Source organism: Aeromonas sp. HMWF015 (assembly GCF_963878965.1).
GTDB classification, from domain to species: domain Bacteria; phylum Pseudomonadota; class Gammaproteobacteria; order Enterobacterales; family Aeromonadaceae; genus Aeromonas; species Aeromonas veronii.
The window spans coordinates 1-14,442 of record NZ_CAWNZT010000045.1 but is presented as its reverse complement, the minus strand read 5'-3'; the positions used below and the strand labels follow the sequence as shown (position 1 = coordinate 14,442).

The window sequence follows — 14,442 nt, the reverse complement described above, 5'->3', positions numbered from 1 at the left end:
GTACGAATACCGGGGAGTTATAAAGGTGACTAGCTAGCACTTCCTCAACTATCTAGTTAGTCAGCGTTATTTCAAAGTAGTTCCGCTACAAAACAAAAAAACTTTGAAAAATCAGAGGTAGATAGCACCATCTTCAGCAAACTCTTGTTCTTCAATGAGTTTTTCAGCCATATCTTCAATGTCAAAACGTACACTTTCGAAGGCTCTGACGATGTCATCCTCTCTCGTCAGCGCCAGGCCTGTCATTCTCTCCAGTCGCCGCTGGCTGATGTAACAATCTATCAGCGCCCCCATCTGCTGGGCAGGAAAACGCACCCGCTGTTCGTCAGCCTGCCACTCCATCAGGTCGGGAAACAGAATACCCTGGTTCATATCACCCCCAAGTTACGCTTCAACTCTCTCAATACCTGCTTAGTCCCGGGACGAATTCCGCGCCACACGGTAAACGCTTCGGCGGCCTGTTCCACCAGCATGCCGAGTCCATCCATGGTTTGACGGGCCCCATGCTGCTTGGCCCAGCCAATGAAGGGGGTATCCGTTGCACCATACATCATGTCGTAGATAGCAATGTCGGCGTGGATAAGACCGGGAGCCAGCGGCGGCAGCTCACCCTGCAGACTGGCAGAAGTCGAATTGATAACGAGATCGAACGGACCAGCCAACAGCTCATAGGTCTGGGCAGTCACAGGCCCCAGATCGCAGAATTCGGCAGCCAACTGTTGCGCTTTTGTGTGGGTGCGGTTGGCGATCACCAGCTCGCTCGGCAACTCAGCCAGCAGCGGCGCCAATGCACCACGAGCCGCGCCACCGGCCCCCAGCAGCAGGATCCGGCTATCCGCCAGCGTCACGCCGTGGGACTTGAGGTCGGCAACTAGCCCTGCGCCATCGGTGTTGTCCCCCAGCAGCACGCCATCATCGGTCAGCTTGATGGTATTGACCGCGCGCGCCCGCTTGGCCCTCGAGCTCAATTGATCGACTAGGGTAAATGCCTGCTCCTTGAAGGGAACTGTGACATTGCACCCCTTGCCCCCTTGGTCAAAGAAGGTGCACAGGGCTTGGGCAAACTCGTCGACGGCGGGTTCAGCCAGCCCATACTCCAGCTCTTGCTGGGTTTGTCTGGCAAACAGGGTGTGAATGAAGGGGGACTTGCTGTGGCGCACCGGGTGGCCAAAAACCAGATAACGATCCATCAAAGAGTTCCATCAGAGGGCAATATTCCGATTTAACGGGTTTTCGCACTCGGGAACAAGCCGAATAACGGCCAGTAAAAAGGGACCATCATGGTCCCTCGGGTCACAGCCACTCTCGCGGCGTGAGGTAATCGGTGTAGAGCAAGGCTTCAGGAGTGCCCGCCTTCGGCTGCCAGTCATACTCCCAACGTGCCAGCGGTGGCATCGACATCAGGATCGACTCGGTACGTCCGCCTGTCTGCAGCCCGAACAGGGTGCCACGGTCATACACCAGATTGAACTCCACATAACGGCCGCGACGATAGAGCTGGAACTCCCGCTCCCGCTCGCCATAGGGCAGCGCCTTGCGTCGTTCGATGATCGGCAGGTAGGCATCGAGATAACCCCGACCTACCGCCTGCATAAAGGCAAAGCAGTCGGCAAAGGGCCAGCGATTCAGATCGTCGAAGAAGAGACCGCCCACCCCTCGCGTCTCGTTGCGGTGTTTGAGGAAGAAGTAGCGATCACACCAGGATTTGAACTCGGGGTAGATCTCATCACCAAAGGGCTGGCAGAGATCACGAGAGACCTGATGCCAGTGCTGGACATCCTCGGCAAACGGGTAGAAGGGCGTCAAATCGAAGCCACCGCCAAACCACCAAATGGGCTCTTCACCCTCTTTCTCGGCGATGAAGAAACGGACGTTGGCGTGGCTGGTAGGCACATAGGGGTTGTGCGGATGGATCACCAGCGACACGCCCATCGCCTCGAACTTGCGACCGGCCAACTCTGGCCGATGGGCCGTAGCAGAGGCAGGCATAGCATCGCCATAGACATGGGAGAAGTTGACGCCCCCCTGCTCGATCACCGCGCCGTGGCGCAGCACGCGGGTGCGTCCGCCACCACCGCCTTCACGGCTCCAGGCATCTTCCACAAAGTGTCCACTGCCATCGGCCTGCTCCAGACCACGGCAGATCTCGTCCTGCAACTGCAACAGGAAGGCCTTGACCTGGGCCACATCCGGTTTGCTCATCTTGTCTCCAGTCAGGCAGGATCGTGAACGCCCTGTCCATTTTTATAGTTAAATCAATCCGATGAGCTCACCGCTCAGCGGATTGATAACAAATCATGACGTATCCGCCTGCTCAGGAGGGGCGAATAATGGCGCCGGTTCGGGCGTCCTTGATCTCGGATGGGTTAGCTTGACCACCCACTTCACCGGGCAGGATATAGGCTAACTTGCTTGCCAGCCGCTCACCGATATCGGCCACTCGACGGGCAGGCTCCTCACCGGTCAGGTTGGCGCTGGTAGAGACCAGCGGCTTGCCAAAGGCACGGCACAACGCCTGTACCTGAGGATGAGCCGTCACGCGCACCGCCAGTGTCTCGAACTGCCCGGTCAGCCAGGCCGGCGTCGTTGCACGGGCAGGCATGATCCAAGTAAAAGGACCGGGCCAGCTGGCTTCAACCCGAGCCAGTTGCTCACCGCTAAGTTGGCTCAGATCGATGTAGTCCTGCAGCTGTGCCATGTCGGCAGCAATCAGGATCAACCCCTTCTCTACCGGACGCTGCTTGATGGCCAGCAGTCGCTGCACCGCAACTTCGGAGTCGGGATCACAACCCAGACCAAACACGGCCTCGGTCGCATAAGCAATCACCCCTTCCTGTTGGAGGGCAGCAACCGCCTGTTCAAATTCATTTGGCATAGGAAAAATGCGGCAGCCAGGCTGCCGTCTCGTCACTTAGTAGCAAGTTGAATCCGTATGGCGGCGACCATGGCAAAGTGACGTTTTGCTGTTGCACAGGAAAAATACGACACATCCGGATCGCCACCCGTTCACTTACTTGAGTTGAGCCTGCAGGGCGGCATCCTTGGCCATCACCTCTTCGGCATTCTTCTGGCGTTCGGCCCGAACCTTGGCCGCCAGTTCATCATCGGCTACCGCCAGCATCTGGGCTGCCAGATAACCTGCGTTCTTGGCACCGGCTTTGCCGATCGCCACGGTCGCTACCGGTACACCACCCGGCATCTGCACGGTGGAGAGCAACGCATCCAGCCCCTTGAGCGGGCCACCATCGATGGGCACCCCGATCACGGGACGAGTCGTGATGCCGGCAACGGCACCCGCCAGATGCGCCGCCAGACCGGCAGCACAGATAAAGACCTTGCAGCCACGGGCCTCGGCATCGGTCACATACTGATGAGTCGCAGCCGGCGTGCGGTGCGCGGAGGTGACTTTGACTTCCACTGCGATATCAAATGACTTGAGCACCTCGAGGGTGGTCTGCATCACGGGGAAATCAGAATCAGAGCCCATCAATACGGCAACAAAGGGTTTATTCATGGTGGGAATTTCCTTACTCCAAGTGGGGGGTTGAAGTTCACCGAAAACGTTTCAATCCGGTTGCGGCGGCGGGATTATACCTGCTCACTTTGGTGGCCGCATTTCTTTTGCGGACAGACCCAACGCAGAGTTCCCCTCACTTTTTTTTCCACCATGATGCCCCAGCCACACGCGGGGCAAGGCATGGGGATCGGTTTGTCGTTCACCACATATTTGCAGTGTGGATAGCCATCACAAGAGTAAAACTGCTTGCCGTAGCGGGAGGTGCGGCTCACCAGATGCCCCTTGCCACACTCGGGACAGAGGATCTGGGTATCATCGCTCTCCTGCAGGGATTCGATGTGCTGACAGGCCGGATACTGGGTACAACCGACAAACAGACCGTAACGCCCCTTCTTTATCGCCAACGGCTCTCCGCAATCGGGACACGCAGAGCCTTCGAGCACCTTTTCGATGTCGCGGCCGGATGGCGTCAGGGAGCGAATGTAATCACAGGCGGGATAGGCAGAACAGCCGAGAAAGGGGCCATGTTTGCCCTGGCGGATCACCAGCTCGGCCCCGCACTGCGGGCACGGCTCGCACTCGAAGGCATGTTCGTGGGCTGAAAAGAGGTGATGATCGATTTTTGACATGGGCCGCGCCTTGAAATCCAGATGGCCTGAATTCTACCAGCGCGGCACCGGACTGTCAGTGAATGACGCCGTCTGACTCATCAAACACCAGCTCTTCCATCTGCTGGTAGGCATTTTCACTGCCCGGTACGTTGAACAGCACCATCATGACCACCCACTTCAGGTCATCCAGCTCGATATCCGGCTTGTCCAGCTCGAGCAGGCGCTCGATACAGATCTCGCGGGTTTCGGCATTCAGCACCTGGGCCTGTTCCAGAAAGAGCAGGAAGCCGCGGCACTCGGTGCTGAGGCGTGCCAGCTCTTGCGGAGCATAGATACGCATCGAGCCTTGCGCGCTGGCGGTGACATAGACCTCCCGCTCGCTATCGTGCAGATTGGCCAGCCGCTCCAGCCAGTCGAGCGCCTTGTCGATCTCTTCTTTATCGAAACCGGCCCGGCTCAACTCGTCGGTGAGCTCATCCTGCTCGACCATCACATCTGCATCGCTGTGGATGTAGGTCTCGAAAAGGTACATCAATACATCAAACATGATTCGCCCTCCTCGCTCTGACGTATCCACCGGCTACCGCCATCACTGCACCGGCCAGCTCCAGCTCTACCAACCTGCCCAATACCACTTCGACAGGAAGCTGGGCCCGCTCGGCAACGGTATCCACGCTCGTGGTCTCATAATCTACGTTATCCAACAAATCGGCATAAGGCAATTCGCTATTATGCGGTTGCTCAGATGATGTAACCGACGGATCTGGCCGTGCGACCCACTCTGGCAGCTCTTCCACTATATCGGCCGCACTCAGCACAAGTTTGGCCCCCTGCTGAATTAATCTGTTGCACCCTATCGCCTGGGCATTTTGCGGGGCGCCGGGTACCGCAAACACTTCGCGCCCCTGTTCAAGCGCATAGCGAGCGGTGATCAGCGAACCGCTCTGCTCGGTCGCCTCCACCACCAGAGTTCCCAGCGACAGACCACTGATAATACGGTTGCGACGAGGAAAATGTTCAGCCAGCGGTCCTTTATCCGGCGCCAGCTCGGAGATAAGCAAACCACCACTCTCCAGAATCTGGCCTGCCAGCCCCTGGTGGCGTTTGGGGTAGAGGCAATCCAGCCCGGAACCCAACACGGCAAGGGTGATACCGCCACAAGCCAGCGCTTGCTGATGGCAGACACCATCGATACCGAGCGCAAGGCCCGAGGTGATGGCTAACCCGCATCCAACCAGCTCGCTACAGAGGCGGGAGGCATTATCTTTGCCTGCATAGGTAGGATGGCGTGTCCCCACCATTGCCAGTTGGGGTAGCGACATCGCAGCAAGATCGCCACGACAGTAGAGCAGCAGGGGTGCCGCGGGAATTTCCCGCAACAAGGGTGGATAAATCGGGTGATCTTGCGGAATAAGAAGATTGTCAGGCAAATCGGCCCAAGCCAGGCTCTGCTCAACCACCGGCGAGGGCCAGCGCAGTTGTTTGATCTGCTCTGACGACAGCCCCATACCATGCAGTTGAGCTTCATCGCTCTGGAACAGGGCATCAATACTTCCCCCGGCCCGCTCCAACAGACGTGCAGCGGTCACCGGACCAATACCGGTGACCGCATCGAGAGTGAGCCAGAGCGCCAGACGTGCGTCGGGGTAGTTCACGTCAGAAGTGAGTGACCTGATAACCCGCACTCACCATGTCGTTACTCTGCATGATGAGACCGTAACTCAGCTTGTCATACACCTTGAACAACATGACACGGGCAATCGCTTCAGAGGGCAGTGGTGCCTTCTTGTTGCTGCTGTAAAACACCCGGTTAAAAACCGACGAGAGCTCCTTGTACTGTACATCGCCATTCTTGGTGACCAGAGCAGCACCGGGCCGTCTGACATCCAGTACATCCCCGGCGACCAGTTGATCGCGGCCACCCCGGTTGATCAGCACCACATCAAACTTGCCACCGCCCCGGGTCTTGTTCGGCAAATCGATGATATAGCCCGGCGTGATAGCGGGTGCAGCCTTCGGTGTAAAGACGGCGGGCATGTTCTCCTGAGCGGGCAGCGGCATCACCTTGTCGCCCTGCAGCACTTCGCGCTGGTTATGAGTGAGGGTCACTTCAGTCCGATCGCCATCAAGACGCGCCACGGCCCGCACCACACCGGCAAAGATCGCTTCCTGGCCCAGCAGTTCACCGGTTTCGCGATCCTTGTAGACCACACCGGGGTGATAAATGCCATAGACCTGCCCCGGCGTCAGGGAGCCCTGCACATAGAGGGTGTCCCCCTCCAGCATGCCGATATGTTTCTGATCCGACCCCAGCAGATAGGGCAAGGTTTTCTGCTGCTGGCTGTCAGCCAGAATATGGTCAGTTTGCAGGAAGGGGCCGATCTCGCTGATAGGCAGGGTCGGAATGGGGTTGGCTTTGTTCTCGTAACGGGTTTTCGGGCCGAGACGGATGACTTGCTTGCCACCCTGCATCGCCTTGCCGAGTCGTGGTTCACCATTGACCCAGCTCAGATGCAGTACATCACCGGGGTAGATCCAGTGAGGATTGGCTATCTGCGGATTGATGTTCCAGAGACGTGGCCAAAGCCAGGGTTCGGAAAGATACTTGCCGGAGATATCCCACAGGGTGTCGCCTTTTTGCACTATATAACTTTCGGGGTAACCCGCTTTCAGCCTGAGCTGATCGGCCAATGCTGCCTGACTCACGGTCACCAGCAGGCAGGCGAGGATGGTTTGCTTCAGATACATAACACTCCCTGTTACTTCTGTACGCAAAGTGTTGCTGTTTTTTGTCGGCGTAAATGACTAGAATTACGCCAATATTGACTGCATTTATACGAAACTAAAGAAAAAACTATGGCCATTCTAGATGTATTGCGTTTTCCCGATGAGCGCCTGCGCACCGTTGCAGCCCCTGTCGAGACCTTTACACCCGAGTTACAACAGATTGTAGATGATATGTTCGAAACCATGTACGCGGAGGAAGGCATTGGCCTGGCCGCGACTCAGGTCGACATTCACCAGCGCATCATAGTGATCGATGTCTCTGAAAACCGTGAAGATCCTCTGGTATTGATCAATCCGGAGGTCATCGAGCAGTGCGGCAGCACCGGCATTGAAGAGGGTTGCCTCTCCGTGCCCGGCAGCCGTGCTCTGGTGCCTCGCGCCGAACAGATCAAAATCCGCGCTCTGGATCGCAACGGCAAGCCATTCGAGCTGGAAGCCGACGATCTGCTCGCCATCTGCATCCAGCATGAGATGGATCATCTGGTCGGCAAGCTGTTTGTGGATTACTTGTCCCCGCTCAAGCGCCAGCGCATTCGCCAGAAGCTGGAAAAGATGGCCCGTGAAGATCGCAAAGTCCTCTGAGGATCTGCCCCATTGAATAAGCTGAAACTGATTTTTGCCGGTACTCCCGACTTCGCCGCCCGTCACCTGGCGGCGTTGTTGTCTTCCGACCACGAGGTCGTTGCCGTTTATACCCAGCCTGACAAGCCTGCTGGCCGTGGCCAGAAGCTCACCGCCAGCCCGGTCAAAGAGCTGGCCCTGAGCCACAATCTGCCGGTTTACCAGCCCGCCTCCCTGCGCAAGGAAGAGGCGCAAGCCGAACTGGCTGCTCTGGGTGCCGACCTGATGGTCGTCGTGGCCTACGGCCTGATCCTGCCCAAGGTGGTGCTCGATACCCCGCGTCTGGGCTGCATCAACGTCCATGGTTCACTGCTGCCACGCTGGCGCGGTGCCGCGCCGATCCAGCGCGCCATCTGGGCGGGTGATAGCGAAACCGGCGTCACCATCATGCAGATGGATGTAGGGCTGGATACCGGCGCAATGATCCGCAAGGTGAGCTGCCCCATCGCCGCCGATGACACCTCCGCCAGCCTCTATGACAAGCTGGCCGAGCTGGGCCCGCAGGCGCTGGTCGACACCATCAATGCCATGGCCGCCGGTGAAACCGCTGCCGAGGCGCAAGATGATGCGCTGGCCAACTACGCCGAAAAGCTCTCCAAGGAAGAGGCCCGCATCGACTGGTCGATGGAGGCTGTTGCCATCGAACGCTGCATCCGCTCGTTCAACCCCTGGCCCATCAGCTGGTTTGAAGTGGCTGACCAGACCGTCAAGGTATGGCAAGCCTCAGTCATTGACAGCGACCACAGCCAACCCGCCGGCACCCTGCTCAAGGCCGACAAGCAGGGGATTGATATCGCTACCGGCAAAGGGGTGCTGCGCCTACTGACCCTGCAACCGCCCGGCAAGAAGGCCATGTCCGTTTCGGATCTGCTCAACTCTCGCCGCGACTGGTTTGAACCCGGCACGCAATTGAATTGAACTGGATTGAATTGACACAAGCGGGGCCCAGGCCCCGACTTGCGCATCTAAGGTAACTCTATGAAAACACGTGCACAGGCCGCTCTCGTTATTCAACAGGTGCTGGATCAGGGTCAATCCCTCTCCGCTGTTCTGCCTGCTGCCCAGGAGAAAGTTGCGCCCCGTGATCGCGCTCTCCTGCAAGAACTCTGCTACGGCACCCTGCGCTGGCTGCCCCGCCTCGATGCGGCAGTTAACGAGATGATGGACAAGCCGCTCAAGAACAAGAGCCGCATTTTCCACTACCTCATCCTGGTCGGTCTCTATCAGCTCATCTACACCCGCATTCCGGCTCACGCCGCGGTGGCCGAGACCGTCAACGCCGTCAAACTGCTCAAGGGCACCTCCCTGCGTGGCCTCATCAACGGCGTGCTGCGCAACTTCCAGCGCAGCGCCGAAGTCATTCTGCTGCGTATTGACCGTGTTCCCAGCATTCGCCTCGGTCATCCGGAGTGGCTCACCAAGCGCCTGCGTCAGGCCTATCACGATGAGTGGGAATTCATCATGGAGGCGAACAACCAGCGTCCCCCCATGTGGATCCGCAACAACAGCCAGCGCCAGAGCCGCGATGCCATGCTGGCTCGCATGGCTGAAGTCGGCATCAATGCGGTAGCCGGTGAAGAAGGCGAGGATTGCATCCTGCTGGAGCGTCCTTGCGATGTGACCAAGCTGCCCGGCTTCGAGGTCGGTGACTGCTCGGTACAGGATGGTGCAGCACAACAGGCGGCCGCCCTGCTCGACCCGCAACCGGGTGAGTGGGTACTGGATGCCTGCGCGGCCCCCGGTGGCAAGACTGCCCACCTGCTGGAGCGGCAACCCAAGCTGGCTGGCGTGGTTGCCGTCGATGCCGACGAAAACCGCCTCAAGCGAGTGCAGGAGAACCTGGACCGCATCGGCCTGACCGCCAAGGTGATCCATGGCGATGCCGCGGCACCGGAACAGTGGTGGCTGGAGGGTCAGTTCGACCGCATCCTGCTGGATGCCCCCTGCTCCGCCACCGGCGTGATCCGTCGCCATCCCGACATCAAGTGGCTGCGCCGAGATCAGGACATTCGCGAGCTGGCCGAGCTGCAGCGCCGCATTCTCAATGCCCTCTGGGGCAAGTTGAAAAGCGGCGGCACCCTGCTCTACGCCACCTGCTCCGTCCTGCCGGAAGAGAACCGCGAACAGATCCGCGCCTTCCTTGCCGCGACCAAAGATGCCAAATTGGTACCGTTACACGAACAGGACACCCCGGATTGCCCGGGTCGCCAGTTCCTGCCGGGTGAAGCCGAGATGGATGGCTTCTACTACGCCAAACTGGTCAAGCTGTGACGCTGACATGCTTCTTCCGGGGCAATCGCCATGCTGGCGGCATGCCCCTTTACTGCCTCAACGTGAGTAGACGTTCCCTATGAAAATCATCATTTTGGGAGCCGGCCAAGTCGGCGGCACCCTGGCCGAGAACCTGGCCGGGGAGAACAACGACATCACCATCGTCGACACCGACAGCGAACGCCTGCGCGAACTGCAGGACAAGTTCGACCTGCGGGTGGTCAACGGTCACGGCGCCCACCCCAAGGTGCTGCGCGAAGCGGGTGCTCAGGATGCCGACATGCTGGTCGCCGTCACCAACAGTGACGAGACCAACATGATCGCCTGTCAGGTGGCCTACTCCCTGTTCAACACCCCGAACAAGGTGGCGCGGATCCGCTCGCCAGCCTATCTGACCGAACGGGATCGCCTGTTCCTGCCGGAATCGGTACCAGTGGACCATCTGATCGCGCCGGAGCAGCTGGTAACTGACTATGTGCGTCGGCTCATCGAGTATCCGGGGGCCCTGCAGGTTGTTGATTTTGCTGGCGGTAGAGTAGGTTTAGTGGCGGTCAAGGCCTACTACGGCGGCCCGCTGGTGGGCAATGCCCTCTCCACCCTGCGAGAGCACATGCCCAACATCGAGACCCGGGTGGCAGCCATCTTCCGTCAGGGGCGCCCCATCCGCCCGCAAGGCACCACCATCATAGAGGCGGATGACGAGGTCTTCTTCGTTGCCGCCGCGGGTCATATCCGCGCCGTGATGTCTGAGCTGCAGCGCCTCGAGAGCCCCTACCGCCGCATCATGATCGTCGGTGGCGGCAACATCGGCGCCGGCCTCGCCCGTCAGCTGGAAAAGCGCTACAGCGTCAAGCTTATCGAGCGTAACCAGAAGCGGGCGGAGCAGCTCTCCGAACTGCTGGAGAACACCATCGTCTTCTGCGGCGATGCGGCGGATCAGGAGTTGCTGGCCGAGGAACATATCGACCAGATCGACGTCTTCATCGCCGTGACCAACGAGGATGAGGCCAACATCATGTCGGCCCTGCTCGCCAAGAAGATGGGCGCCAAGAAGACCATGGTGCTGATCCAGCGCGGTGCCTACGTCGATCTGGTACAGGGCGGTTCCATCGATATCGCCATCTCGCCGCAGCAGGCCACCATCTCGGCCCTGCTGACCCACGTGCGCCGGGCCGATATCGCCAACGTCTACAGCTTGCGCCGCGGTGCTGCCGAGGCGATCGAGGCGATCGCCCACGGCGACGAGAACACCTCCAAGGTGGTCGGCAAGACGGTGGGCGAACTCAAGCTGCCGCCGGGCACCACAATTGGTGCCGTGGTGCGTGGGGATGAGGTGCTGATCGCTCACGATCGCACCAGGATCCAGCAGGATGACCACGTGGTCATGTTCCTGGTGGACAAAAAGTACATCCCGGAAGTGGAACGGCTGTTCCAGCCCAGCCCCTTCTTCCTGTAACGGGCCCATGGCCGCTCACTGTCACGCCAGACCCGGCTCAGCCCCACCAGGGGGATGGTCCGGGTCTTTTGTTAATCAACGACCAGGTTATCGAACATGATCAAGCTGCGTCCCATTATCTTCACCCTGGGGCTGGTGCTCTCCAAGCTGGCGCTCTTCATGTGGCTGCCCACCTTGCTGGCACTGCTCACAGGGTCAGAGGGATTTGTCGAGTTTCTCAAATCGGTGCTCATCACCCACGGCGCCGCCCTGCTCTGCCTCCACTACGGCCGCAAAGCGGAATTTCATCTGGGGGTGCGGGAGATGTTCCTGCTCACCACCTCGGTCTGGGTGGTGGCCTGTGCCTTCGGCGCCCTGCCCTTTGTCTTCATCACTCACATCAACTTTACCGACGCCTACTTCGAGACCATGTCGGGGGTAACGACCACCGGCTCCACCGTGCTCTCCGGCCTCGACAACATGGCCCACAGCATCCTGTTGTGGCGCTCTATCCTGCAGTGGCTGGGCGGGGTCGGCTTTATCGTGATGGCGGTTGCCGTACTGCCCTACCTCAACGTCGGCGGCATGAAGCTGTTCCAGACCGAGAGCTCGGACTGGTCAGACAAAAGCGCACCGCGGGCCAAGACGGTGGCCAACAACATCGTTGTGGTCTATCTGGTGCTCTCCATGCTCTGCTTCATGGCCTATTGGGCCAGCGGCATGAACATGTTCGAGGCGATCAACCACGCCATGACCACCCTCAGTACCGGCGGCTACTCCACCTCCGATCAATCCATGTCCCACTTCTCCAACTCGGCACACTGGATTGGCACCCTGTTCATGTTCCTCGGCGGCCTGCCCTTCCTGCTCTATGTGCAAAGCCTCAACCACAGGGACTACAGCCTGTTCAAGGATGCCCAGGTGCGCGGCTTCTTCTGGCTGGTGGTCTGGGTCACTGTCATCATGACCCTCTATCTGTGGCAGCGGGATCTGTTCAGCTTTATGGATGCCCTGCGCATCAGCTGCTTCAACATCGTCTCGGTACTCACCACCACCGGCTTCGGTCTCGGTGACTTCGGCACTTGGGGCCCGCTCGCCAGCATCGTCTTCATCGTGCTGCTGGCGCTGGGAGCCTGCTCCGGCTCCACTGCGGGTGGTCTGAAGATCTTCCGGGTGCAGGTGGCCTTCGCCCTGTTCAGAAAGCAGATGCGCCAGCTGATGCACCCCTCAGCCGTGTTCCCGCAGAAATACAACGGCCGCCCGGTCAACGACGCCATCATTCGCTCGATGATATCCTTCGTGCTGGCCTACTTCGCCATCATTCTGGTGATCGCCGCGCTGCTGGCCGCCATCGGGCTCGATCCCCTCACCTCCATCTCCAGCTCCATCACCGCCGTCGCCAACGTCGGCCCAGGCATGGGCCCTGTGGTTGGCCCCAGCACCAACTTTGCCAGCCTGCCGGAATCAGCCAAGTGGCTACTGTCGTTTGGCATGCTGCTGGGACGGCTAGAGATCCTGACGGTCGCCGTACTCTTCTTCCCCTCCTTCTGGCGCCAGTAACCCCTTCTGCATGCCAGCAAAAAGCCGCAGCGTTCACCCGCTGCGGCTTTTTTATCTCACCCATCCCCACGACTTTCGCTCACCGCTTATCAGCCCACTCATCATCCATTGCTGATGGCCTGAACAACCTCACCAGGATGACCAGAGCGGTTCACAAGCATAAAAAAACGGACCCAAACCAGAGGTTTGGGTCCGTTTATCAGTGAACCGTCAGCAGCCGCGAGGGCTGCCGAGACTCAGCTCATGGCATTAACCACGGCCAGAGCGCTTACGATCCAGCTCGGTCAGCAATTTTTTGCGGATACGGATGTTCTTCGGAGTCACTTCTACCAGTTCGTCGTTGTCGATGAACTCGAGAGCCTGTTCCAGAGTCATGCGGATCGGCGGAGTCAGCACTTGAGCTTCGTCGGTACCGGAGGCACGCATGTTGGTAAGCTGTTTGCCCTTCAGGCAGTTAACAGTCAGGTCGTTGGAACGGGAGTGAATACCGATCACCTGGCCTTCGTACACTTCGGTCGCGTGACCGATGAACAGACGACCGCGGTCTTGCAGACCGAACAGGGCGTAGGTCAGGGCCTTACCGGTTGCGTTGGAGATCAGCACGCCGTTCTGACGCTCGCCGATGCTGCCACCCTTGTGCGGACCGTAATGGTCGAAGGTGTGGTAGAGCAGACCGGTACCGGAGGTCATGGTCATGAACTCGGTCTGGAAGCCGATCAGGCCACGGCTCGGGATCATGAAGTCAAGACGGACACGACCCTTGCCATCCGGCGTCATGTTGGTCATTTCGCCTTTACGCAGACCCAGTTGCTCCATGACAGAACCCTGATGCGCTTCTTCAACGTCCACAGTCACGGTTTCGAACGGTTCTTGCAGAACGCCGTCAACGGTACGCAGGATTACTTCCGGACGGGATACAGCCAGTTCGTAACCTTCGCGACGCATGTTTTCGATCAGGATGGACAGGTGCAGCTCACCACGACCGGATACACGGAACTTGTCCGGATCATCAGTCTCTTCCACGCGCAGGGCCACGTTGTGGACCAGCTCCTGATTCAGACGCTCCAGAATGTTACGGGAGGTCACGAACTTGCCTTCTTTACCGGCGAACGGTGAGGTGTTGACCTGGAAGGTCATGTTCACGGTCGGCTCGTCAACGGAGAGCGGCGGCAGGGCTTCAACGGCACCATTGTCACAGATTGTGTCGGAGATTTTCAGCTCGCCCAGACCGGTGATAGCGATGATGTCACCCGCTTGCGCGTCGGTAACTTCAGTACGGGACAGACCCAGGTAACCCAGCACCTGACCGACTTTACCGTTACGGGTCTTGCCGTCAGCACCAACGATGGTGACTTGCTGGTTGGTCTTGACGCGACCACGGGTGATACGGCCGATACCGATAACGCCCACGTAGGAGTTGTAGTCCAGCTGGGAGATCTGCATCTGGAAACCACCTTCGGCATCAGCCTTCGGCGCTTCAACGTTGTCAACGATAGCCTGGAACAGCGGCTCCATGTTCTCGGACTCGACGTCCTGATCCATGGTGGCCCAACCGTTCAGTGCAGAGGCGTAAACAACTTTGAAATCCAGCTGTTCGTCAGTCGCGCCCAGGTTGTCGAACAGGTCGAATACCTGATCCA

15 protein-coding genes are annotated in these 14,442 nt (G+C 58.9%); 5 read left to right on the top strand and 10 right to left on the bottom strand.

From position 1 onward, the window contains the following. Positions 1–111 precede the first annotated feature (111 nt). The 9 genes from AACS18_RS02345 to AACS18_RS02305 all read right to left on the bottom strand — a co-directional run bounded on the left by AACS18_RS02345 (position 112) and on the right by AACS18_RS02305 (position 6,876). A complete protein-coding gene (locus AACS18_RS02345) occupies positions 112–372 on the bottom strand; it encodes a DUF1488 family protein (RefSeq protein ID WP_019445781.1) in 261 nt (86 codons plus the stop codon). Continuing rightward, positions 369–1,190, bottom strand: coding sequence for a shikimate dehydrogenase (gene aroE, locus AACS18_RS02340; protein ID WP_108613621.1), 822 nt, complete (start codon positions 1,188–1,190; stop codon positions 369–371). The genes AACS18_RS02345 and aroE overlap by 4 nt, the downstream gene beginning before the upstream one ends. Before the next feature lie 103 nt (positions 1,191–1,293). Continuing rightward, complete coding sequence (hemF, locus tag AACS18_RS02335) at positions 1,294–2,202, bottom strand: oxygen-dependent coproporphyrinogen oxidase (RefSeq protein WP_108613620.1); 909 nt, start codon at positions 2,200–2,202, stop codon at positions 1,294–1,296. A 112-nt stretch (positions 2,203–2,314) separates the two neighbouring features. Next, positions 2,315–2,875: a Sua5/YciO/YrdC/YwlC family protein gene (locus AACS18_RS02330; RefSeq protein WP_076492632.1), complete on the bottom strand. Its 561-nt coding sequence runs from the start codon at positions 2,873–2,875 to the stop codon at positions 2,315–2,317. Positions 2,876–3,010: 135 nt separating this feature from the next. Next, entirely contained in the window at positions 3,011–3,514 is a 504-nt protein-coding gene (gene purE / locus AACS18_RS02325; protein WP_005339704.1) for a 5-(carboxyamino)imidazole ribonucleotide mutase, read from the bottom strand. Positions 3,515–3,588: 74 nt separating this feature from the next. Continuing rightward, positions 3,589–4,146 (bottom strand): DNA topoisomerase family protein, encoded by a 558-nt coding sequence (locus AACS18_RS02320; protein ID WP_108613619.1) that lies wholly within the window; start codon positions 4,144–4,146, stop codon positions 3,589–3,591. A gap of 55 nt (positions 4,147–4,201) precedes the next feature. Further along, a complete protein-coding gene (locus tag AACS18_RS02315) occupies positions 4,202–4,675 on the bottom strand; it encodes a DUF494 family protein (protein WP_005339699.1) in 474 nt (157 codons plus the stop codon). After that, complete coding sequence (dprA, locus tag AACS18_RS02310; RefSeq protein WP_108613618.1) at positions 4,668–5,783, bottom strand: DNA-processing protein DprA; 1,116 nt, start codon at positions 5,781–5,783, stop codon at positions 4,668–4,670. The genes AACS18_RS02315 and dprA overlap by 8 nt, the downstream gene beginning before the upstream one ends. A 1-nt stretch (position 5,784) precedes the next feature. After that, positions 5,785–6,876, bottom strand: a complete 1,092-nt coding sequence (locus AACS18_RS02305) for a LysM peptidoglycan-binding domain-containing protein (RefSeq protein ID WP_108613617.1) — start codon at positions 6,874–6,876, stop codon at positions 5,785–5,787. Positions 6,877–6,984: 108 nt separating this feature from the next. On the opposite strand from AACS18_RS02305, the gene def reads away from it, so the two are divergent. The 5 genes from def to AACS18_RS02280 all read left to right on the top strand — a co-directional run bounded on the left by def (position 6,985) and on the right by AACS18_RS02280 (position 12,802). Further along, positions 6,985–7,497 (top strand): peptide deformylase, encoded by a 513-nt coding sequence (gene def / locus AACS18_RS02300; protein ID WP_005357510.1) that lies wholly within the window; start codon positions 6,985–6,987, stop codon positions 7,495–7,497. Between the two features lie 12 nt (positions 7,498–7,509). Beyond that, the gene (gene fmt / locus AACS18_RS02295; protein ID WP_108613616.1) at positions 7,510–8,454 is read left to right on the top strand and encodes a methionyl-tRNA formyltransferase; all 945 of its coding nucleotides are present in this window, start codon (positions 7,510–7,512) and stop codon (positions 8,452–8,454) included. 60 nt (positions 8,455–8,514) lie between these two features. Continuing rightward, positions 8,515–9,807, top strand: a complete 1,293-nt coding sequence (rsmB, locus tag AACS18_RS02290) for a 16S rRNA (cytosine(967)-C(5))-methyltransferase RsmB (protein WP_108613615.1) — start codon at positions 8,515–8,517, stop codon at positions 9,805–9,807. Positions 9,808–9,886: 79 nt separating this feature from the next. Next, entirely contained in the window at positions 9,887–11,263 is a 1,377-nt protein-coding gene (trkA, locus tag AACS18_RS02285) for a Trk system potassium transporter TrkA (RefSeq protein WP_033114770.1), read from the top strand. A gap of 96 nt (positions 11,264–11,359) precedes the next feature. Next, entirely contained in the window at positions 11,360–12,802 is a 1,443-nt protein-coding gene (locus tag AACS18_RS02280; protein WP_108613614.1) for a TrkH family potassium uptake protein, read from the top strand. 249 nt (positions 12,803–13,051) lie between these two features. Here AACS18_RS02280 and AACS18_RS02275 read toward each other — a convergent pair. Further along, the coding region (locus AACS18_RS02275; protein ID WP_108613613.1) for an EF-Tu/IF-2/RF-3 family GTPase at positions 13,052–14,442 on the bottom strand (1,391 nt) is incomplete at its 5' end.